The sequence below is a fragment of the Acidisoma silvae genome, from assembly GCF_020618775.1.
GTDB lineage: Bacteria > Pseudomonadota > Alphaproteobacteria > Acetobacterales > Acetobacteraceae > Acidisoma > Acidisoma silvae.
On the sequence record NZ_JAESVB010000001.1, the window covers coordinates 416,251 to 437,165 of the forward strand.

18 protein-coding genes and 1 pseudogene are annotated in these 20,915 nt (G+C 65.5%); 11 read left to right on the forward strand and 8 right to left on the reverse strand.

What is annotated here, in order from left to right:
• Positions 1–2: 2 nt before the first annotated feature.
• Positions 3–1,310: an MFS transporter gene (gene tcuC, locus ASILVAE211_RS02000; protein ID WP_227319601.1), complete on the forward strand. Its 1,308-nt coding sequence runs from the start codon at positions 3–5 to the stop codon at positions 1,308–1,310.
• Positions 1,311–1,374: 64 nt separating this feature from the next.
• On the opposite strand, the gene ASILVAE211_RS02005 is transcribed toward tcuC, so the two are convergent.
• The 4 genes and pseudogenes from ASILVAE211_RS02005 to ispF form a co-directional block, all read right to left on the reverse strand.
• On the reverse strand, positions 1,375–2,202 hold the full coding sequence (locus ASILVAE211_RS02005) for an inositol monophosphatase family protein (protein WP_227319602.1): 828 nt from the start codon (positions 2,200–2,202) through the stop codon (positions 1,375–1,377).
• A 15-nt stretch (positions 2,203–2,217) separates the two neighbouring features.
• Positions 2,218–2,784, reverse strand: a complete 567-nt coding sequence (efp, locus tag ASILVAE211_RS02010; protein ID WP_227319603.1) for an elongation factor P — start codon at positions 2,782–2,784, stop codon at positions 2,218–2,220.
• On the reverse strand, positions 2,735–3,877 hold the full coding sequence (locus ASILVAE211_RS02015; RefSeq protein WP_227319604.1) for a lysine-2,3-aminomutase-like protein: 1,143 nt from the start codon (positions 3,875–3,877) through the stop codon (positions 2,735–2,737). The genes efp and ASILVAE211_RS02015 overlap by 50 nt, the downstream gene beginning before the upstream one ends.
• A 15-nt stretch (positions 3,878–3,892) precedes the next feature.
• Positions 3,893–4,384: pseudogene (ispF, locus tag ASILVAE211_RS02020) on the reverse strand (2-C-methyl-D-erythritol 2,4-cyclodiphosphate synthase); the annotation flags it as partial.
• A gap of 120 nt (positions 4,385–4,504) precedes the next feature.
• On the opposite strand from ispF, the gene dusB reads away from it, so the two are divergent.
• The 5 genes from dusB (at position 4,505) to ntrX (ending at position 11,929) form a co-directional block, all read left to right on the forward strand.
• Positions 4,505–5,605 carry a tRNA dihydrouridine synthase DusB gene (gene dusB, locus ASILVAE211_RS02025; RefSeq protein WP_227319606.1) on the forward strand — a complete coding sequence of 367 codons (1,101 nt, stop codon included), beginning with the start codon at positions 4,505–4,507 and terminating at the stop codon, positions 5,603–5,605.
• Position 5,606: 1 nt separating this feature from the next.
• Positions 5,607–6,764 carry a two-component system sensor histidine kinase NtrB gene (locus ASILVAE211_RS02030; RefSeq protein WP_406566003.1) on the forward strand — a complete coding sequence of 386 codons (1,158 nt, stop codon included), beginning with the start codon at positions 5,607–5,609 and terminating at the stop codon, positions 6,762–6,764.
• Positions 6,764–8,212, forward strand: a complete 1,449-nt coding sequence (ntrC, locus tag ASILVAE211_RS02035; RefSeq protein ID WP_227319607.1) for a nitrogen regulation protein NR(I) — start codon at positions 6,764–6,766, stop codon at positions 8,210–8,212. Before ASILVAE211_RS02030 ends, ntrC begins: the two co-directional genes overlap by 1 nt.
• Before the next feature lie 82 nt (positions 8,213–8,294).
• Positions 8,295–10,538, forward strand: coding sequence for a sensor histidine kinase NtrY-like (locus tag ASILVAE211_RS02040; RefSeq protein ID WP_227320117.1), 2,244 nt, complete (start codon positions 8,295–8,297; stop codon positions 10,536–10,538).
• Positions 10,538–11,929, forward strand: coding sequence for a nitrogen assimilation response regulator NtrX (ntrX, locus tag ASILVAE211_RS02045; RefSeq protein ID WP_227319608.1), 1,392 nt, complete (start codon positions 10,538–10,540; stop codon positions 11,927–11,929). The genes ASILVAE211_RS02040 and ntrX overlap by 1 nt, the downstream gene beginning before the upstream one ends.
• A gap of 119 nt (positions 11,930–12,048) precedes the next feature.
• On the opposite strand, the gene ASILVAE211_RS02050 is transcribed toward ntrX, so the two are convergent.
• The gene (locus tag ASILVAE211_RS02050) at positions 12,049–12,927 is read right to left on the reverse strand and encodes an ATP-binding protein (protein WP_227319609.1); all 879 of its coding nucleotides are present in this window, start codon (positions 12,925–12,927) and stop codon (positions 12,049–12,051) included.
• A gap of 243 nt (positions 12,928–13,170) precedes the next feature.
• Here ASILVAE211_RS02050 and yajC point away from each other — a divergent pair, with 243 nt between their 5' ends.
• Positions 13,171–13,530, forward strand: coding sequence for a preprotein translocase subunit YajC (yajC, locus tag ASILVAE211_RS02055; protein WP_227319610.1), 360 nt, complete (start codon positions 13,171–13,173; stop codon positions 13,528–13,530).
• 74 nt (positions 13,531–13,604) lie between these two features.
• Here the strand turns inward: yajC and ASILVAE211_RS02060 are convergent, their stop codons facing one another.
• A complete protein-coding gene (locus ASILVAE211_RS02060; protein ID WP_227319611.1) occupies positions 13,605–14,207 on the reverse strand; it encodes a superoxide dismutase in 603 nt (200 codons plus the stop codon).
• Between the two features lie 191 nt (positions 14,208–14,398).
• Here ASILVAE211_RS02060 and ASILVAE211_RS02065 point away from each other — a divergent pair, with 191 nt between their 5' ends.
• Positions 14,399–15,193: a squalene/phytoene synthase family protein gene (locus ASILVAE211_RS02065; protein ID WP_227319612.1), complete on the forward strand. Its 795-nt coding sequence runs from the start codon at positions 14,399–14,401 to the stop codon at positions 15,191–15,193.
• Here ASILVAE211_RS02065 and ASILVAE211_RS02070 read toward each other — a convergent pair.
• A complete protein-coding gene (locus tag ASILVAE211_RS02070) occupies positions 15,190–15,972 on the reverse strand; it encodes an alpha/beta fold hydrolase (RefSeq protein WP_227319613.1) in 783 nt (260 codons plus the stop codon). The genes ASILVAE211_RS02065 and ASILVAE211_RS02070 overlap by 4 nt on opposite strands.
• Before the next feature lie 7 nt (positions 15,973–15,979).
• Positions 15,980–16,984 (reverse strand): NAD(P)H-quinone oxidoreductase, encoded by a 1,005-nt coding sequence (locus ASILVAE211_RS02075; RefSeq protein ID WP_227319614.1) that lies wholly within the window; start codon positions 16,982–16,984, stop codon positions 15,980–15,982.
• Positions 16,985–17,179: 195 nt separating this feature from the next.
• Between ASILVAE211_RS02075 and ASILVAE211_RS02080 the strand changes: the two genes are divergently transcribed.
• The 3 genes from ASILVAE211_RS02080 (at position 17,180) to ASILVAE211_RS02090 (ending at position 20,804) form a co-directional block, all read left to right on the forward strand.
• A complete protein-coding gene (locus ASILVAE211_RS02080; protein WP_227319615.1) occupies positions 17,180–18,418 on the forward strand; it encodes an ABC transporter substrate-binding protein in 1,239 nt (412 codons plus the stop codon).
• Positions 18,419–18,533: 115 nt separating this feature from the next.
• On the forward strand, positions 18,534–18,704 hold the full coding sequence (locus ASILVAE211_RS02085) for a DUF1328 family protein (protein WP_227319616.1): 171 nt from the start codon (positions 18,534–18,536) through the stop codon (positions 18,702–18,704).
• Between the two features lie 309 nt (positions 18,705–19,013).
• Positions 19,014–20,804, forward strand: a complete 1,791-nt coding sequence (locus ASILVAE211_RS02090) for a chloride channel protein (RefSeq protein WP_227319617.1) — start codon at positions 19,014–19,016, stop codon at positions 20,802–20,804.
• Positions 20,805–20,915: the final 111 nt, after the last annotated feature.

The following is a 20,915-nucleotide window of genomic DNA, read 5'->3' on the forward strand; positions in this document are numbered from 1 at the left end:
ACATGGTGACACTCAATCGGGAAGCCGATCAGGCCTTGGCCGTGCAGTCCGGCTCGAAGCTGGGTGCGGTCATCCGCGTCACCAGCGGCAATTTCCTCGAAATGTATGATTTCATGATCTTCGCCTATTACGCGCCCTATATCGGCCGGGCGTTTTTTCCAGCGAAAAGCGATTTTGCATCCCTGATGCTGACGCTGGGAACCTTCGGCGTCGGCTTCCTCATGCGCCCCTTGGGGGCCATCATCCTCGGCGCCTATATCGACCATCACGGGCGGCGGAAGGGTTTGATCCTGACCCTGTTTCTGATGGCGATCGGTCTGCTGATGGTGGCGGTAACGCCCAGTTTTGAAACGATCGGCATCGCCGCCCCCCTGATCGTCATCCTGGGCAGGCTCGTCCAGGGCCTGTCGGCCGGGGTCGAGCTCGGCGGCGTCTCCGTCTACCTGGCCGAAATCGCGCCGCCGAACCGGAAAGGGTTTTTCTGCGCCTGGCAGTCCGGCAGCCAGCAGGTGGCGGTGGCCGTTGCGGCCATTATCGGCGTCGTGCTGAGCCTGGCTTTGCCTCTGGGCGCCTTGTCCGCCTGGGCATGGCGGATACCGCTGCTGCTCGGCTGCGCCATCATTCCCTTCCTATTCTTCCTGCGCAGCTCGTTGCAGGAGACGGAGGCCTTCGCCCGGCGCCGTCACCGCCCCAGCATGGGCGAGATCTGGACATCGGTCGCGGCGCAATGGCCGATGATCCTGGTCGGCATGATGCTGATCACCATGACGACGGTCAGCTTCTACTTGATCACCGCCTATACCCCGACCTTCGGCAAGCGCGAGCTGCATCTGAACGAGCTGGACGTCATGATCGTCACGCTCTGCATCGCCGTCTCCAATTTCATCTGGCTGCCGATTGGCGGCTATATTTCGGATATCTTTGGGCGGCGGCGGCCTTTGATCGCGGTCACGGTCCTGGCCATCGTAACGGCCTATCCCATCATGCTGTGGCTGACCCATTCCACCAGCTTCAGCCATCTGCTGGTGGCGGAGCTGTGGTTCTCCTTCATTTTCGGTATGTATAACGGAGCGGCGGTGCCGTTTCTGGTGGAGATCATGCCGGAAAAGGTCCGCACATCGGGCTTCTCGATCGCCTATAGCCTGGCGACGGCCATTTTCGGCGGCTTCACGCCGGCCACATGCACGATCCTGATTCATGCGACCGGCGATCGCGCCATGCCCGGCCTGTGGTTGTCCTTCGCGGCGGTCTTCGGCCTGGTCGCGACGGTGCTGGCGACCAGCGCCCATCGCCGGGCCGTGGCGGCCTGAAACGACAACGGCCGCCCGGTGAGGGGCGGCCGTTGTATCAGGCGAAACAAAACTTCGGGAAAATTCAGCCGCCGGCGGCGCTGACCCCGTCGGCCACGGCTTCCAGCAGCTTCGGATGCAGCGTCGGATTGGCGGCCACCAGGTCGTCGGCGATCTGGTCGCCGCCGCTCGGCGTCGTCACATAGCCGCCGGCCTCGCGCACGATCAGAATGCCCGCCGCGATATCCCAGGGCTTCACGCCGATTTCCCAGTAGCCGTCGAAACGGCCGGCCGCGACCCAGGCGAGGTCGAGCGAGGCGGCGCCGAAGCGGCGGATACCCGCCACCTGCGGCATCAGGGTGCTGAGCGTGCGGGCGAAGGACAGGCGCTGTCGCGGACTGGTCACCGCGAAGGGAATGCCGGTCGCGAAGACCGCCTGGGAGAAGTCGCGACGGGCGGCCACGCGCAGGCGGCGCTCGTTCACGAAAGCGCCCGAGCCCTTTTCGGCCCAGAACATCTCGTCCGTGCAGGGCGCGTAGATGAGACCGGCATTGATCTCGATCGTGCCATCCGGCAGGCGGCGCTCCAGCGCGATCGAAATCGCCCAATGCGGCATGCCGTGCAGGAAGTTGGTGGTGCCGTCCAAGGGGTCCACCACCCAGCGCCAGGTCCAGTTGTCGCCGCCCGAGGCGCCGGATTCTTCCATGAGGAAGGCATAGCCGGGGCGGGCTTTGGTCAGCTCCTGCTTGATCGTCGCTTCGGCCCGGATATCGGCCTGGGTGACGAAGTCGGACGGACCCTTGATGCTGACCTGCAACTGCTCGACTTCGCTGAAGTCGCGCAGAAGCTGCTTGGCCGCCTTTTGGGCGGCATTGGCCATAATGGTCAGATGGGCTGAGAGGCGTGCGGCCATGGGATTGTCAGACCGTCAGCTTTTCGCCCGCTCGACATAGGACGCGTCGTCGGTGCGCACCACGATGCGCTCCCCGGTCTCAATGAAGGGCGGAACCATGGTCTTCACGCCGTTGGACAGGATCGCCGGCTTGTAGGAGCTGGCGGCGGTCTGGCCCTTCACGACGGGATCGGCTTCGACGATTTCGAGAATGACGGAGGACGGCAGATGAATGCCGACGGCCTCGCCTTCGACCAGATCAAGCTCGACCTGCATATTGTCCTGCAGGAAGGCGACCGCATCGCCCAGCAGCTCGGCCGGGATCATCGTCTGCTCGTAGGTCTCCTTGTCCATGAGAACAAGATTGTCCCCATCGGTATAGGAGTAGATGTAATCTTTGTTATCGGTCATCAGGCGTTCGACCGTATCGGCGGTGCGCCAGCGCTCGTTCGTCTTGTTGCCGGTCTTCAGGTCGCGCATTTCGACCTGAATAAAAGCGCCGCCTTTGCCAGGGGTAATGATCTGCTGCTTCAGAACCGTCCAACGACGGCCTTCATGCTCGATCACCTGGCCGGCGCGGATAAGGTTCGCCTGCTGCTTCATCGGACTTCTCAATATCGTCGGGATTAGAGGCGGGGCTTGTAACCGCTCCGCCATCTCCGGGCAAGCTTGCGCGGGCTGCGCCCAGCCTATGGGTGATACCCGCGGGGTCGCGCACCGTGTTTTCGTCGTCCAGATAGCCGGGGCCGATCGGCACCTTGCCTTGGCCGCGGGGAATATCCAGCACATAGGTGGGCCAGGCGAGGCCGGTGACGCGGCCGCGCAGGGACCGCAGCAAAGCCTGGCCCTCGCTGATCGGCACATGGAAGCGCGCCGTGCCGGGCGCGGGGTCCAGCTGATGCAGGTAATAGGGTTTGACGCGGGATGCGATCATGGCCCGGAACAGGCCTTCCAGCGCCTCTGAGCTGTCATTGACGCCGCGCAACAGCACGGACTGGCCGAGCACCGGGATGCCACGGGTCTGCACCCGCCTGAGCGCCGCGCGGCCTGCGGGGGTGAATTCCCGCGCGTGATTGGCGTGGACCACCAGCCAGACGGCGCGGTCCACATCCAGCGCCTCGGCCATCGCCTCCGTCAGCCGGTCGGGTGTGGCCAACGGCAGGCGGGAATGGATGCGGATCGTCTCCACATGCGGGATCGCGGCCAGCCGCCGCATGATCGCCGCCATCCGGCGGGGCGACAGCATCAACGGGTCGCCGCCGGTCAGGATGACTTCCCGCAGTTCCGGATGCGCCGCGATGTAACCAAAGGCGGCGTCGAGCTGCGCTTCCGTCAGCAGGCCGCCATCCGGCCCTACATGCTCGCGCCGGAAGCAGAAGCGGCAATAGACCGGGCAGATCAGGAGCGGCTTCAGCAGCACGCGGTCGGCATAGCGGTGGACGATGCCGGGCAGTGGCGACAGCGCGTCATCACCGATCGGGTCGGGGTCTTCATGGGCGGCGGTGATGCGCTCATCGCCATGCGGCACGAATTGCCGGCCGATGGCGTCGTCCGGGCTTTCGATCAGCGCCGCGACATGCGCGGGTAGGGTGATCGCGTAGCGGGCGCCGACTTCGGTCAGCGCCGGGCGATCCGCTTCCGTCGCGAAACCCGCGCGGATCAGCCCGTCGATATCGCGGATCGTCTCGGCACCCATGGAATGATGGCCGCCTTACTCGCTTAACGGTACCAGGATGGACACGGCGGCCTGGGCCGCGATGCCCTCGCGCCGGCCGGCGAAGCCGAGTTTTTCCGTCGTCGTCGCCTTGACCGACATGCGGGAGGCGGGAACGCCCAACAGATCCGCCAGACGCGCGATCATGGCCGGCGCATGGGGCGTGATTTTCGGCTGCTCGCAGATCAGCGTGACATCGGCATTGACCAGAATACCGCCACGGGCGGCGATGCGCTCGGCGGCGTGGCGCAGGAAGCGGGCGCTGTCGGCGTCCTTCCACTTCATTTCCGACGGCGGGAAGTGGCGGCCGATATCGCCCTCGGCCAGCGCACCATAGATGGCGTCGCACAGCGCGTGGATGCCGACATCGGCGTCCGAATGTCCGGCTAGACCCTGTTCATGCGGCACGGTGACGCCGCACAGCACCAGCGGCCGCCCGGTTTCCAGCACATGCACGTCAAAACCCGTGCCGACACGGGTTGCGAGCGAAGGAAGGCCAGAAGTCGTCGTCATAGATCACCTTGGATTGCGGAGGCGGGGCTGCTGAGGGCGCAAACTCGTCTCTGACCGATTGCGCGTCAACCCGCTCGTGCTGTATCTGCACAATCTATGGGCAATCGAACGATTCCAGATCAATCAACGCCGATCCCGACGCTGTCCCCGATTGCCCTTGGCGGTCGTGGCAATCCGGTGATCGAGACGCCTGTTATCCTGGCACCGCTTTCGGGCGTGACGGACCTGCCGTTCCGCACGATGGCGCGCGACCTCGGCGCCGGCCTGGTGGTCTCCGAGATGATCGCCTCCTGGGCCATGGTGCGGGAAAATCAGGCAACTTTGCGCATGGCCAAGATCGCCGATGGCGGCGGCACGGGCGGCGCGCCCAATTCCATCCAGCTCGCGGGCTGCGACCCGCAGGCCATGGCCGAGGCGGCGCGTATCGCGGTCGGGCTGGGCGCCAATATCGTCGACATCAATTTCGGCTGTCCGGTGAAAAAGGTCGCGGTCGGCCAGATGGCCGGCTCGGCGCTCATGAAGGACGAGATCGGGGCCGCCCGCATCCTGGAAGCGACGGCCCGCGCCGTTGATGTGCCGGTGACGCTGAAGATGCGCATGGGCTGGGACCATAACAGCCTGAATGCGCCGCGCCTGGCCAAGATCGCGGAGGAAAGCGGCATCCGCATGCTGACCGTCCACGGCCGCACGCGGCAGATGTTCTATACCGGAACGGCCGATTGGGCCTTCATCCGGCAGGTGAAGGACGCGGTAAAACTGCCCGTCATCGCCAATGGCGATATCGTCGTCGAGGAAGACGCGGCGGAAGCCCTGCGCCAGTCCGGCGCGGACGGCGTGATGATCGGCCGTGGCTGCTACGGCCGGCCCTGGTTCCTGCATAATGTCGCGGAATATCTGGCGACCGGCGAGAAAATCCCCGAGCCGGGATTGGCCGAGCGGAAGCAGATATTGCTCACCCATTACGAGCTGATGCTCAGCCATTTCGGCGAGATTCCGGGCCTGCGCCTGGCCCGCAAGCATGTCGCCTGGTATTCGCGCGGCCTGCCGGGCTCGGCCGAATTCCGGTCCCAGATCATGCGCGCGGCCGACCGCGTGACCGCAATTGGCCTCATTCACGGCTTCCTTGACCCGCTGATCGAACGCGGGGTGGAAGCGCCGGCCCCCGATAAATCCGTGATGCTTGCCGAGGCAGCCTGATATGAGCGGTGTCACCAAAGCTGTCCGCCGCACGGTCCTTTCGGTCGTGCGGCGCAACCCCGTGCCGACGACCCAATTGCCGGAAGCGGTTTCCGTTCTGGCCGCGATGCCGGTCGCGGTTGTGGTTCTGTCGGAAGACAACCGCTTCACCTATGCCAATTCCGCCGCCGAGCAGTTTCTGGGCATTTCGTTTCCGCAGCTCGCCCAGATGTCTCTGGACGATATCCTGCCCGAGGACAGCCCGCTGTTCCTGATGGTGAACCAGCTGCGCACCGGCGCCAGTTCCATCGCGGATCACGATCTGTCCTTCGACGGCCCCCGGCTGAACAAGAAGGGCATCAGCGTTCAGGGCACGACGCTGGAGGAAACCGGCAGCGTTCTGCTGGTGCTTCAGGATGGCAATACCGTCCGCTCGCTGGACCGCCAGATTGCGGCGCGCAATGCGGCCCGCAGCATCACCGGCATGGCGGCGATCCTGGCGCATGAAATCAAGAACCCGCTCTCCGGCATTCGCGGCGCGGCGCAGCTGCTGGAAAGCAGCGTCGCCGAGGCGGATCAGGAATTGGCGGTGCTGATCCGCGACGAGGCCGACCGCATCCGCGCCCTTGTCGACCGCATGGAAGTCTTCGGCGAAAAGCCGGTCGCCATGGAAGCCGTGAATATCCATCGCGTGCTGGAGCATGTGCGGCGTCTGGCCCGCAGCGGCTTCGGCGATGGGCTGCGTTTTTCGGAAAGCTACGACCCCTCGCTGCCTTCGGTCTGGGGCAATCGCGACCAATTGGTGCAGGTTCTGCTCAATCTGGTGAAGAACGCGGCGGACGCGCTGATCGCGGGTGGGGCGGCGGAAAGCGAAATCACCCTCATCACCCGCTACCAGCACGGGCTGCGGCTCGCGAACCCCACCTCTGAATCGGATAATCGCGTGGAGCTGCCGCTGCTGGTGGTCGTGCGCGACAACGGGCCGGGAATCCCCGAGGATATCCGCCCGCATCTGTTCGAACCCTTCGTCAGCTCGAAACCATCCGGCCAAGGCCTGGGCCTCGCCCTTGTCGCGAAGATCATCGCTGACCATGGCGGTCTGATCGAAGTCGAAAGCCGCCCCGGACGCACGGAATTCCGGCTGCATCTGCCGATGCTCGCCGAGGAGGATGCCCAGTAATGACGCCGACCGTTCTGATTGCTGACGATGACCGGTCGATCCGGACTGTGCTGACCCAGGCGCTTGGCCGCTCGGGCTATCAGGTCCGCACCACCGGCAATGCCGCGACCCTGTGGCGCTGGGTGGAGGACGGGGAAGGCGATCTCGTCATCACCGACGTCATGATGCCGGATGAGAACGGGCTGGACCTGATCCCCCGCATCCGCCGCGTGCGGCCTGACCTGCGCGTCGTCGTCATGAGCGCGCAATCGACGCTGATGACGGCGGTGAAGGCGACCCAGCGCGGGGCTTTCGAATATCTGCCCAAGCCCTTCGACCTGCGTGAATTGCTGGCGGTGGTGGATCGGGCGCTGGCGGCGCCGACGGCACCCGTTGGCGAGCAGCCGCCCGCTGAGCCCAAGGACGCGGACGAGCGCCTGCCGCTGATCGGCCGCAGCGCCGCGATGCAGGAAATCTATCGCACCGTGGCGCGGCTCACGACCACCGACCTCACCGTCATGATCAATGGCGAATCAGGCACTGGCAAGGAGCTGGTCGCCCGCGCACTGCATGATTATGGGCGTCGTCGCGGCGGGCCTTTCGTCGCCATCAATATGGCGGCGATTCCACGCGAGCTGATCGAAAGCGAGCTCTTCGGCCATGAGCGCGGCGCCTTCACCGGCGCCACCAGCCGCAACCAGGGCCGTTTCGAGCAGGCCGCCGGCGGCACGCTGTTTCTGGATGAAATCGGCGACATGCCGCAGGAGGCGCAGACCCGCCTGCTGCGGGTGCTGCAGGAAGGCGAATTCACGGCCGTCGGCGGCCGCCAGCCGGTGCGCGCCAATGTCCGCATCATCGCGGCCACCCATCGCGATCTGCGCGCCGCCATCCGCCAGGGCCTGTTCCGCGAGGATCTGTTCTATCGCCTGAACGTCGTCCCCATTCGCCTGCCGCCGCTGCGCGAGCGGGTGGAGGATATTCCTCTGCTGGCCCGCCATTTCCTGGACAAAGCGCGGGGCGACGGCCTGCCCTTCAAGTCGCTGGACAGCGGCGCGGTCGACCGCCTGCGCGCCTATCGCTGGCCAGGCAATGTCCGCGAGCTTGAGAATATGATGCGCCGTCTGGCGGCGCTGCATGCCGAGGAGACGATCACGGCGGATGCGCTGGACCGGGAACTGACCGAAACGGCTGCCACGGTCGAGGATGCCAGCGGCGAGACCGCCGAACCGCTGGCCCGCGCCATGGAACGCCATATCAAGCAGTTTCTGGCGGCGCATGAGGAAGGCCTGGTCGGCAACGATATCTATGACCGCGTGATCGCGGAAGTGGAACGCCCGCTGATCCAGCTGACCTTGCTGGCGACACGCGGCAATCAGATCAAGGCTGCCGCCATGCTCGGTCTGAATCGCAATACGCTGCGCAAGAAGATCCGCGATCTGGAAGTGCCGGTCGTGCGCGGCGTCGCCTGAACGGCAGGGGACGGCCGCTTTGTCCAAGCGGCAGGAATTGGGCTAAACTCCGCCCATGCTGATCAGCAATACGCCTGCTACCATGCCTCTCGTCGGCGACGAGGGGCCCGTAAGCAAAAGATGGCCGCGCCTGCGGCTGGTTTTGCGCGTCGTCTTCGGCAAGACGGTCACTCTGCTTCTGGCGATGGTGGCGGTTCTGCTGGCGATCGGCTCCTTCGTCGTGCTGTCGGGCGGATCCTCGCTGGGCCTCAGCCACCGCGCCATCATCTCGCTCGTTCCGGCCAATTTCATCGTTCTGCTGCTGCTCGTCATCGCGGTCTCGGTGCGAGTCGTGCATGTCTATCTGGATCGCCGTCGCGGCCTGGCAGGCGCGCGCATGCAGGCGCAACTGGTGCTGCTGTTCAGCGTGGTGGCCGTCACGCCCACCATCGTCGTCGCGATTTTCGCGACCATCTTTTTTCAGCTCGGCATTCAGGCCTGGTTCAACGAACGCGTCAGCACGGCGCTCGATGAAAGCATGCAGGTGGCCCAAGGCTATCTGACCGAGCACAAGGACGAAATCCGCACCGACGCTTTCGCCATGGCGGATGACATGGCCCGTGCCGGCCCCTTCCTGACCAGTGACGCTTCCAATTTCGGCCAGTTCCTGGAAACCCAGGTCTCGCTGCGCGGTCTGACGGAGGCCGTGGTTTTCGAGCCCTCGACCGGGCAGGTTGTCGCCTCGGCCGGTTTTATGAACGGCATCGCGACAGGCCTGCCGCCGGCCTGGGCCATCGCCACCGCCCATAACGGCGATGTCGTGGTGCTGGGCTCCAAGGACGGCACGACCGTCAGCGGGCTGGTGCAGCTGGCCTCCACCCCGCCGCTGATGCTGCTGATCCAGAAGCCGGTCGATCCCTCGATCCTGGCGCATATGGCGAATACGGCGGCGGCCGTGCAGGCCTATCACCGGCTGCAATCGAACCGCCACAGCCTGCAAATCACCTTCGTCGTCATCTTCGCCATGGTGGCGCTGCTGGTGCTGTCCGCCTCCATCCTGGTCGGCCTCGTCTTCGCCAATCAGATCGCGCGGCCCGTCGGCCGTCTGATCCGCGCGGCCGAGCGCATCCGCTCGGGCGATCTGGCCGTCCGCCTGCCGGAAAGCCGGCGCGAAGATGAAGTCGCCGGTCTGACCCGCGCCTTCAACCGCATGACCGGACAGCTGGATGCCCAGCGTACGGAACTGATGCGCGCCTATAGCCAGATCGACGAGCGGCGGCGCTTTACCGAAGCGGTGCTGGGCGGGGTTTCCGCCGGCGTCATCGGGCTTGACCGCAATTGCCGGATCGAATTGCCCAACCGGGCCGCCTCCACCCTGCTGGATACGGATTTGATGGCGGCCCTCGGCCGTCCGCTGGAAGAGGTGGTGCCGGAATTCGCGGATCTGATCGAGACGGTGCGGGCAACACCGGACCGTCCGCGCCGAGCGGAAGTGGCCATCGGCGGCCCGGCCCAGCGCCGGCTGCTGAATGCGCGCCTCGGCGCCGAAATGACGGAAGACCGCGTCGACGGTTTCGTCATCACCTTCGATGACATCACCGAACTGGCCTCCGCCCAGCGCAAAGCCGCCTGGTCCGACGTCGCGCGGCGCATCGCGCATGAGATCAAGAATCCGCTGACGCCCATTCAGCTTTCGGCCGAGCGGCTGAAGCGGCGCTTCCTGAAGGAAATCCACTCGGACCCGGAAACATTCCAGCAATGCGCCGACACTATCGTGCGTCAGGTCGGCGATATCGGACGGATGGTGGACGAGTTCTCAGCTTTTGCGCGGATGCCGCAGCCCGTGATTCGGACCGAGGATGTGGGTCAGGTCGCGCGTGACGCACTGATGCTGCAACAGCATGCGCGGCCCGATATCCGCTTCACGGCTGACATTCCGGCCGGCGGCCTGACCGCGCGCCTGGACCAGCGGCTGATCGGCCAGGCTCTCACCAATCTTTTGCAGAATGCGGCGGATGCCATCGCAACCCGCGAGGGCGCCGGGGAAATCATTCTGACGGTGGCGCAGCAGGGGACCGAGGTTCATATCAGCGTCGCGGACGACGGCATCGGCCTGCCGGAGGCCGAGCGCAACCAATTGACCGAACCTTACGTGACGACGAAGGAGAAGGGGACCGGCCTCGGTCTCGCCATCGTCAAGAAGGTGATGGAAGATCACGACGGCAAGCTTATTTTAGAGGACCGGAAGCCCGGTCCTGGTGCCGTGGCAACCCTGGTTCTTCCGGCGGATACCAGACAAGATGCAGCCGAGCTGATCGTAGCGCGCGCTGATCGTGGCGAGGGATAATGGCGGCTGATATTCTGATCGTCGATGATGAGCCGGACATCCGGATGCTCATCGACGGCATTTTGCGTGACGAGGGCTATAATACCCGCCAGGCATCGAATGCTGACGAGGCGATAGCGTCTTTCCAGGGGCGTCGCCCCAGCATGGTCATTCTGGACATCTGGCTGCGCAATTCCCGCCTCGACGGTCTGGGCATTCTGGACGTGCTGTGCCGCGAAGAGCCCCGCGTACCGGTGATGATGATCTCCGGCCATGGCACGATCGAGACGGCGGTCACGGCGATCCAGAAGGGCGCCTATGACTTCATCGAAAAGCCCTTCAAGTCCGACCGCTTGCTGCTGATGGTCCGCCGTGCGCTGGAAGCGGCGCGTCTGGCGGCCGAAAATGCCGAGCTGAAGCTGCGCATCGGCGCCGAGAACAGCCTGCTGGGCGAAAGCGCGCCCATGCAGGCCTTGCGCGGCGCGATCGAGCGGGTGGCGCCGACAGGCAGCCGCGTGCTGATCAGCGGGCCGGCCGGCGTCGGCAAGGAAGTGGCCGCGCGCATGGTTCATGCGCTGTCCCGCCGGTCGGATCAGCCCTTCGTGGCGCTGAACTGCGCGACCCTCAATCCCGCGCGGTTCGAGGATGAGCTCTTCGGCGTCGAAGCGACGACCGGACCGGACCGCGAGCCGCGCCGGGCCGGCGTGCTGGAACGCGCCCATGGCGGCACGCTGCTGCTGGATGAAGTCGCCGACATGCCGCTGGAAACCCAGGGCAAGATCGTCCGCGCCTTGCAGGATCAGGCCTTTCAGCGGGTCGGCGGGTCGTCCCGCGTCAGCGTCGACGTGCGGGTGATCGCGACCACCAATCGCGATTTGCAGGCTGAGATTGCGTCCGGGCGGTTTCGCGAAGACCTCTATTACCGGCTGGCCGTGGTGCCCTTGCAGGTACCGGCCTTGCGACAGCGGCGCGAGGACGTGCCGATGCTGGCCGAGTATTTCCTGGCTCGCGCAGCGGAAAACGCGGGCATGGCGCCGCGTGAGCTGGCGCCCGACGCGGTGACGGCTTTGCAGGCCTATGACTGGCCCGGCAATGTCCGCCAGCTGCGCAATCTGATGGACTGGCTGCTGATCATGGCGCCGGGCAGCCCGGCCGATCCGATCCGCGCGGATGTGCTGCCGGCGGAAGTCGGCGCGCACGCGCCCAAGCTGCTGAGCATGGATTCGGGCGCGGATATGATGGGGCTGACCCTGCGTGAAGCGCGTGACCTGTTCGAAATCCAGTATCTCCAGGCCCAGCTTCTGCGCCTCGGCGGCAATATCAGCAAAACCGCCGCCTTCGTGGGCATGGAGCGCAGCGCGCTGCATCGGAAGCTGAAGCAGCTTGGCGTCACGATAGACGAGCGGAGCTAAGAGACTGCTTCGGCATTAAAACGTTTCAGGTTAAGGCTGGAGCGCTCTTTATCGTCGCCCCCGGACTTGTTCCGGGGGCCTACCCAGTGAAGCGCGATTCCGCCTAATTTTGAAACGCGTCAGTCCAAATTTCCGGGAATGGTCACGCCCAGGCGGCCTGCGGTTTCCTGAATATACTGCCAGGCGACGCGGCCGGACCGGCCGCCGCGCGTGACGGACCATTCCACCGCCCCGGCGCGCAGCGCCTCGGTCTCGATCGGCAGTTTCAGGGCGGCCGCATAGCCCTCGATCATGGCGAAGAAGGTCGGCTGGTCGCAGTTGTGGAAGCCGATCCAGAGGCCGAAACGGTCAGAGAGCGAGACCTTCTCCTCAACCGCTTCGCCAGGGTTGATGGCCGTCGCCCGCTCATTGTCGATCATGTCGCGCGCCATCAGATGCCGGCGATTGCTGGTGGCATAGAACAAAACATTGTCCGGCCGGCCTTCGATGCCGCCGTCCAGCACGGATTTCAGCGCCTTGTAGTCCGCGTCTTCCTTTTCGAAGGAGAGGTCGTCGCAGAGCACGACCGAGCGCTCGGGGCGGCCGCGCAGCAGGTTCAGCAGGTCCGGCAATGTCTTCAAATCATCACGGTGAATTTCGATGAGCTTGAAGGGACTGACGCCACCCGCGCGGCTCTGTGCCGCGACGGCGGCATGGGCGGCTTTGACGAGGGAGGATTTGCCCATGCCGCGCGCCCCCCACAGCATGGCGTTATTGGCCGGCAGGCCGCGCGCGAAGCGGGCCGTATTCTCCAGAATGATGCGCTTCTGATGATCGACGCCCTGAATGAGCCCGATGGGCAGGCGCGCGATATGCGGCACCGGCACCAGCCGCCGCTCTGCCGGCTGCCAAATGAAACCCTCGGCGACGGACAGGTCGAGCGGCGCGGGGGCGGCTGGGGCCAGCCGGTCCAGCGCATCGGCGATGCGGGTCAAGAGGTCGGTGAGCGAAACATCCATGGGGTATCCGTCCGAAACGAAACAGGGGCAGGGCGCGGGTGCGTGATCGCCAGCCCAACGCTTCTGCCTTGAAAGAGATAGGTAATTTCGAACAGGGCAGACCCCGGCTCGTGACAAGGCTTGACGGCGGGTCTGCGCGCCCTATGGTCCCGCGCACTTGGGCCTGAGGCCGCTTGCGGCGATCCTTCCAGAGCCCGTCACGCAGCCTATCGCCTTCACGCAGTAACCGAACCGGATGCCCCAATGCACCTGATTTCCCCGGCCTTCGCCCAGTCTCTCGGTGGCGGCACCTCGCTCGCGGGCCTGGCCCAGTTCGCGCCGCTGGTCCTGATCTTCGGCGTTTTCTATTTCATCCTGATCCGCCCGCAGCAGCAGAAGCAGAAGGCGCTCAAGGCCAGCCTCAACGCCATCAAGCGCGGCGACCGCGTTCTGACCGCCGGCGGCATTCTGGCCGTCGTGCAGAAGATCAAGGAAGGTTCGGACGAGGTCGAGGTCGAGATTGCGCCGAATGTTCGCGTCATGGTGATGCGCTCCACCATTTCTGCCATCATCAAGCCGGTGGCCGCCAATGACGTCAAGCCGGCCGTGACCCAGGCTTCCTGAGGCCCTTCACCGCTTCGCCATTAAAAAAGCCCGGGGTTTGCGCCCCGGGCTTTTTTGTTTCCCAAAGGGAAAGCTTAGCCGAGTTCGGCTTCGGCGAATTCGTAATTCGCCAGCTTGTCCAGGTAGTTGGTGACGTAATCCGGGCGGCGGTTGCGGAAATCTAGGTAGTAGCTGTGCTCCCAGACATCGAGGCCGAGCAGAACCTTGCCTTCGCCGGTGGCGAGCGGGCTGGAACCGTTCGGGGTCTTCGTCACCTTCAGCTTGCCGTCGGCGGCCAGAACCAGCCAGGCCCAGCCGGAGCCGAACTGCGTGGTGGCGGCGGTCTTGAAAGCGTCCTTGAAGGCCTGAACCGAGCCGAAATCAGTCGTGATCTTGGCTTCCAGCTTGCCCGGCAGGGCGCCGCCCTTGGGGGACAGGTTCTTCCAGAACAGGATGTGGTTCCAATGCTGGCCGGCATTGTTGAAGACCGGAGCCAGATCGGCCTTGCCATTGGCGAAGGCGACGATCTCTTCTAGGGACTTGCCCTGAAGGTCGGCGTTCTTCTCAACGAAGCCGTTCAGCGCGGTGACATAGGCCTGGTGGTGCTTGCCGTGATGCAGCTCCAGGGTTTCTTGGCACATGCCGGCCCCGGCGAGGGCCGAGACGTCATAGGGCAGTGCGGGAAGCTCGAAAGCCATGATGCGCTCCATTCGGTTTTTTGATCGGGTTGAGGGCCTGAGGGGTGAGCCTGAAGGCCCTGCGACACGGGCCACACCTTATGCCGCGCCCGGGCAGCGTCAACCCGTTGTGGCCTCGCAGATGCCGCGCTTTCACTGCTTCTTGCTTTCTACCGGTTGCCATTCGCCGAGCGGCGGTCCATCAGGCCGCGATGCTCTCTCCCCTTGGCTCCGCGCTGCGCCGGCATGACCCGGACCGTTTTCTGACCACGCTTTTCGCGCCCGCCGAGCGGCGGGAGGCGCTGATCACCCTCTTCGCCTTCAACCATGAACTGGCCCGTGCGCGGGAAGTGACCAGCCAGAGCCTGCTGGCGCTGATTCGCCTGCAATGGTGGCGGGAAGTGGTGGAGGGCGACGCCAAGCCGGGCGAAATCTCGACGCCGCTCTTCGATTTGGTCGCGGCCGGAACGGTGCAGCGCGACACGCTGCTCGGCATGATCGATGCGCGGGAGGCGGAGGTCGACGGCAATTTCGAGAGCTTGCAGGCCTGGCGGGATTGGCTGCTGGGCGGTGCCGGGGGCCTCGCGGTCGCGGCCGGGCAGGCGCTCGGGGTGACGGATCCGCAGATGCTGCACGGCTTGCGCCTGCGCGGGGCGGCCTATGGCGCCGCCGGCCTGCTGCGCAGCCGTTTCGCTTTGGCCCGGCAGAGTTTTGCGCCCTGGCCGATGGACTTGCTGGCAGAGCAGGGACTGATCCCGGAGGACGCGGCCGCGCGCCCGACCGATGCCGCCCTGGTGCCGGTGCTGTCGGCGCTGAAGGCCGAGGCCCATGCCTGGCTGAAGGACGCGCGGCTGGCGCCGCCGGTGCCGCGCGCTGCCCGCGCGGCTGGCCTGCCGGCGGTCCTCGCCGCGCGTGACCTGAAGCGCCCGCTGGATCAGGCGCCGGGACCGCGTGGTTTTGGCGACCGTTTTGCTGTCACGCGCGCCGCATTATTCGGCCGGCCTTAGACTGCATCCAGAAACGGCGAAATGGCGGCGATGAACCCGGCCGGGTCATCGACATGCAGCCAATGGCCGGCATTCTCCAGCACGGTGAAGCGCGCGGCGGGGAACAGCGCGCGAATCTCGGGCCTGGCATCCTCCGGCACGTAATGGGACCGGCCGCCGGTGATGAATAGCGCCGGCCCCGGATACTGACCGGCAACCGGCTCCCAGCCTTCTATCACCGGCATGGCCTCGGCCAGTTCCGACAGGCCGATACGCCAGCCATTGGGCTGGGCTGCGCCCAGCTTCAGGTTGAGAAGAAGGAAGGACCGGATCATCGCGTCCGGAATGCGGTCGGCGAGTGCCGCACTCGCCTCCGCTCGCGTCATGCCCGGCGTAATCGGTAGCGCCAGCATGGCGGCAGCCAGATCGGCATTGCCATGGACATAAAGGCGGGGCGCGATATCGGCGACGATCACGCTTTCCAGCAGGTCAGGCTGCGACAGGGCCAAGCGCATGGCGACCTTGCCGCCCATGGAATGACCCAGCAGCCGGCAGCGGTTGATGCCTATAGCGGCCAGCGTCTCGGCCACATCCTCGGCCATGGTGCCGTAGGAGGGGACCGGCCCATGCGGGCTCTCGCCATGATTGCGCAGGTCCATGGCAATCACCTGACGGCCGGCGGCCGCCAGGGTCTTCTGATGCTGGCCCCAGTTTCGGGCCGAACCGAACAATCCGTGCAGCAGGATCACGGGCGGGCGGCCGTCGGCCGCTTCACCCAGAACAATCGTTTTGAGCAGCATGGCCGGGTCAGTCCGCCACTTTCAGCATAACTTTGCCGATATGGCTGCGGCCTTCCATCAGCGCATGGGCGCGGGCGACGTCGGCCAGCGGAAACACGGTCTCGATCACCGGGGCGCAGCGGCCCTCGTTCAGCACCGGCCAGACGCGCTCGGCGAGGCCGCGGGCGATGGCGGCTTTCTCGGCCACCGTACGCGGGCGCAGGGTGGAGCCGGTGACCGTCAGTCGCTTGACCATGATCGGCTGTAGATCGACCTCGGCCATTTTGGCGCCTTGCAGGAAGGCGATGAAGACCAGCCGCCCGCCACGCTTGAGGGAGGCGATATTGCGTTCGAAATAGGGGGCACCGACGATGTCCAGAATGACATCGACGCCGCGATAGGCTGTCAGGCGTTTGATTTCATCCGCGAAATCGGCCGTGTGATAGTCGATGGCGGCATGCGCGCCCAGGCGTTCCACCGCACGGGCCTTGTCGGCACTGCCGACCGTCGTGAAGACCACGGCGCCGAATTCGGCGGCGAGCTGGATGGCGGTGATGCCGATGCCGCCCGATCCGCCATGGATCAGCACGCTTTCGCCGGCATGCAGGCCGCCCATCTGGAACAGATTGGCCCAGACCGTGAAATAATTCTCCGGCAGAGCCGCAGCCTGCACGGCGTTATAGCCTTCTGGCCAGGGCAGGGCCTGGGTCGCCGGCACGGCGCAGTATTCCGCATAGCCGCCGCCATTGGCCAGCGCGCAGACGCGGTCGCCGACCGCGAAGCCGGTCGTGCCTTCCCCGAGAGCCACGACGGTGCCGGCCACTTCCAGGCCCAGGATCGGGCTGGCATCGGCCGGCGGCGGATAGGCGCCCTGGCGCTGCAATACGTCCGGCCGGTTGATGCCGGCGGCTTCGACACGGATCAGGATATCGCCGGGGCGCAAGGCGGGCAGCGGCGCTTCGGCCAGCTGCATCACCTCGGGGCCGCCGGCGCCTTGGGTCAGGATCGCGCGCATGGTTTGCGGAAGGGTCATGGAGTGGGTCTCGTCCGTCTGAGGGTGGGGCCGGCCGGGATTGGACCTGTCGGGCAGGCAAATGCCTTCGGATCAGGTCAATTTAGTTAAAGCGCTGCCCTTCCGCCGCCAAGGCCAGGGCAGTAGTAAGGCCAACCTATCAGTCATGCGGCATTGCGCTATGGATCGCATGATGGGTTTCGGGAGCTTTTGCTGATGGCCGCTGGGCGGCGCAGTCTTTTGGGCGGATTGGCCGCCGGTCTTGCCGCGACGGCGATCCCGGAGGTTACGCGCGCCGCGACGCCGCAGCGCAAGGCGGACGACCGTATCGTCATGGGTGCGCTGTTTCCCTTGACCGGGCCGCTGGCGACGCTCGGCAATGAATGCTTGCGCGGCGTGCAACTGGCGACCGACCTCTGCAATGCCGGCGGCGGGCTCTTCGGCAAGCAGATCAATCTCGTGCAGGGCGATGCTGCCGACCCGGACCGTGCCGTCGCCGCCGCGCGCAGTATGATTTCCGACCAGCAGCCGGTTCTGATCTTCGGCACCGGCGACAGCGCGCTCAGCCTCGGTGCCAGTGAAGCGAGCGAAGGGTCGGGCGTACCCTATTGGGAACTCAGCGCGACCATGCCTTCGGTCACCACGCGCGGCTTCCACTATCTGCTGCGTATCTGCGACACCGAGAACGGCACCGCCGACCGCGCGCTGGAAGCGGCGCAACATCTGATCGCGCCCGCCCTTGGCCGAACCACCGAAACCCTGTCTGTAACCCTGCTCTATTCCGATGGCGCCAGCGGCATGGCGCTGCTGCCGCTGATCGCCGCCGCCGCCCAGCGGCGCGGCATGGCCGCGCCCATGACGATTGCCTATCAGTCCGAAGACGCCGATTTTACCGCCGTCACCGCGCGCCTTGCCGCCATGCAGCCGGATGTGCTGATCCATTTCGGCTCCAGCGAGGACGTGGTTCTGCTGCATGCGGCGCTGGCAAACCGGCGCTGGCGTCCGCGCGCCATGATCGGCGCATCCTCGCCCTATGGGTCACGCGATACCGCCATGATGGTGGGGCCGGCGATGGAAGGCACGCTCGCCATTGGCGTCGCGCCGTACAGCATCGACGCGCGCCTGGCCCCGGATGCGGCGATGGTCGCGACGCTGTATGAGCAGCAATTCGGGGCCGCGCCGCGTTCCGGCCTCAGCCTGTCGCATTTTGCCGGGGCGGGGCTGTGTTTCGATACGCTGCGCCTGGCCAAGACGACGGACAAGGACAAGGTGCTGGCCGTCGTGCAGGGGCTGGGTCTGGCTGAGGGCACGCTCGCCAACGGCTGGGGCGCTCTGTTCGGGCCAGGTGGCCAGAATCTGCGCGCCTTCACCTCGCTGGCGCAATGGCAGAATGGGCGGCTCGTCTCGCTGCTGCCCAAGGACGGTGCCTCGGGCCGCTTCCGTCTGAGGGTCTAACCGGCGATCGGTCGGCATCACGTTTCGCTGAAATGCGGCGCGTGCAGGCCCCCGATGGCGTTGGAAAAGCGGCGAAATCCCTAGCTGCTGTTCATCACAAACAGGGGTGTTCGTCATGCTGAAATGGGCGATCATTTTCGCGATCGTTGCCATCATCGCCGCAGCGCTGGGCTTTACCGGCGTTGCAGGCGCGGCGGCTGCCATCGCGAAGCTATTGTTCTTCGTCTTCCTGGTTATCTTTCTTGTCTTCCTGGTCCTGTCGATCACGGCAGCACGGCAATTATAGAAAGCTAATTCCTAACGCCTGAATAGGAAAAGCGCAGTCGCTGCCAGCGACTGCGCTTTTTTGTTGTGCGCACCGTGTATTGCGAATCTTTGCTCTGTCGTGATCGGTTTAGAGACGATTTTCAGCCGGAATTGCCTTCCCCTGTCTTACTTCCTCCATAGACTTATGAGCAAAGAAGGCATGTCGCGGTCACCCGCGGCAGCAGGCGGAATGGGCGGCGGCCGATCCGGGCCGCGGTCTGGAATTCTATTTGCATGACGGCAGGCACCGCCCCACGGGGCGGATGGTTGAGCCCCGGGACTTCGGACGATGTCGACGCGCACCTGGCCAGGCCGCAGCCGCCGCCAACAATGGGGAGACTGGGTTCTCCACGCCCCGCAGACCTTGCGGGCCCTGGTCCGCGCGGACGAAATCTGGCTGACCGTGCTGGCCGCCGTCGTTGGCATCGGCGCCGGCATCATCGTCGTCACCATGAACGGCACCATCCAGCTTCTGCATGAAACGCTATTCCAAATTCCCAGCGGCGGCCGGCTGAGTTCAGCCTCCGAAATCGCCTTGCCCCGGCTATTGCTGGTGCCCAGCCTGGGCGGGCTTCTTCTTGGTCTCTTCGGGCTGGCGCTGGCGCGCTGGCGCCCGCATCGCGCCATCGATCCGATCGAGGCCAATGCGCTGTATGGCGGCCGCATGTCGGTCATCGACAGCATCATCGTCTGCGCGCAGACGCTGCTCTCCTGCGGGGTCGGCGCCTCGGTCGGCCTGGAAGCGGGCTATACCCAGATGGGATCGGCCATCGCCTCCTGGCTTGGGCGCAGCTTCCGCCTGCGGCGCACAGATTTGCGGCTGATGGTCGGCTGCGGCGCGGCCGGGGCCATCGGCGCCGCCTTCAATGCGCCGCTGGCCGGCGCCTTCTACGGTATCGAACTGGTCATCGGCACCTACACGATCGGCAATCTGGCGCCGGTCGTGGTGGCGTCGCTCAGCGCTGTCTTCGTCGAGCGCGGCCTGCATGGCGGCATCGACGGGTTCAGCCTGCTGCTGCCGGATAGTTTTCCGGTCGTCCAATTCGTGCCGATCCTGGCGCTGGGCATTATCTGCGCCCTGGTCGCGATCGCCGTCATGCGTGGCGTCACGGTCGCGGAAGGCTGGTTCCGCCGCAGCCCGCTGCCAGTCTGGTCCCGCCCCATGGTCGGCGGCCTCATCGTCGGTCTGTGCGGCATGGTGACACCCATGGTTCTGTCCTCGGGCCATGGGGCGCTGCGCGACGGCCTGGGCATGGACTATCCGCTGCTGCTGATCCTGACCGGACTGGTGCTGAAATCCATCGCCTCCGCCGTGTCCATCGGGTCCGGCTTTCGCGGCGGCTTGTTCTTCGCGTCCCTGTTCCTGGGGTCACTGGTCGGCAAGGTCTTCGCCGGGGTTCTGGCGCTGCTGGCCGTGGGGCCGGTTCTGCCGCCCGTGGTCTATGGGCTGATCGGCATGAGCGCCATGGCGGTCGCCGTCATCGGCGGGCCGCTGACCATGTGCTTCCTGGCGCTGGAAAGCACGCAGAGCTTTCCGCTGACCGTCGCGGTACTGGCGGCCGTCATCGTCTCCTCGCTCACCGCTCGCCGCACCTTCGGCTATTCCTTCGCCACCTGGCGCTTTCATCTGCGCGGCGAGGCCATCCGCAGCGCCGTCGATATCGGCTGGGTCAATAGCCTGAGCGTCGGGCGCATGATGCGGCGCGACCAGCGGACCATCCCGACCACGACCACGCTGGATACCTTCCGGCGCGACTTCCCGCTGGGCTCCACCCATCGCGTCATCGTGGTGGATGAAAGCGGGCGCTATGCCGGCATCGTGCAGACCTCGGAAGCCTTCAGCCCCGATATCACCGCCGAGCGTGTGGGCGAGCTTCTGCATGTGCCGGATACGGTGCTGACTCCGGCCATGACCGTGAAGACCGCCATCGCGCTCTTCGAGGAGTCGGAGAGCGATGCGCTGGCCGTGGTCGATAACAGCGACCATCGGCATGTCATCGGCCTGCTGACGGAACAGCATGCTTTGCGGCGCTATACTGAGGAATTGGACAGGCGGCGGCGGGAACTTTCGGGCGAATAGGGTCCGCTCTGCGCACACTGGACTTGACCGCGCTGAGCCGATGGGTCATGTCCCGCCCCTGTTTTGGAATTAACGCGCTGGTCGCGGGCACCGATATCGCAGGGGCGGTTG